A 229-nucleotide genomic window follows, 5' to 3' on the forward strand; every position below is an offset into this window, starting at 1 on the left:
GACACCCAGTTGGATGGCTATCGCATCGACCTGAGCAAGGAGCAGATCGAAGGCGCCCCGAGCTATTCGGACGATGACGACACCTGGTACAACGACAATGGCCGCCGGGTCTATGATTACTACGGCGTGCCGCCCTACTGGATGTAACGTCGTTCGATAAACCGAGCTGGAAGGGCCCCGCTGATGCGGGGCCTTTATAGTGTTAGGTTCGTGTCGATGGCTGCCTATT

The 229-nt window shown here is 57.2% G+C and carries 1 pseudogene; it reads left to right on the plus strand.

Going from position 1 to position 229, the window contains the following annotated elements:
• Positions 1–147, plus strand: a pseudogene (locus EOD29_RS35655) (PRC-barrel domain containing protein); the annotation flags it as partial.
• Positions 148–229: the final 82 nt, after the last annotated feature.

The sequence above is a fragment of the Mesorhizobium sp. M1A.T.Ca.IN.004.03.1.1 genome (assembly GCF_003997555.1).
Taxonomy (GTDB): domain Bacteria; phylum Pseudomonadota; class Alphaproteobacteria; order Rhizobiales; family Rhizobiaceae; genus Mesorhizobium.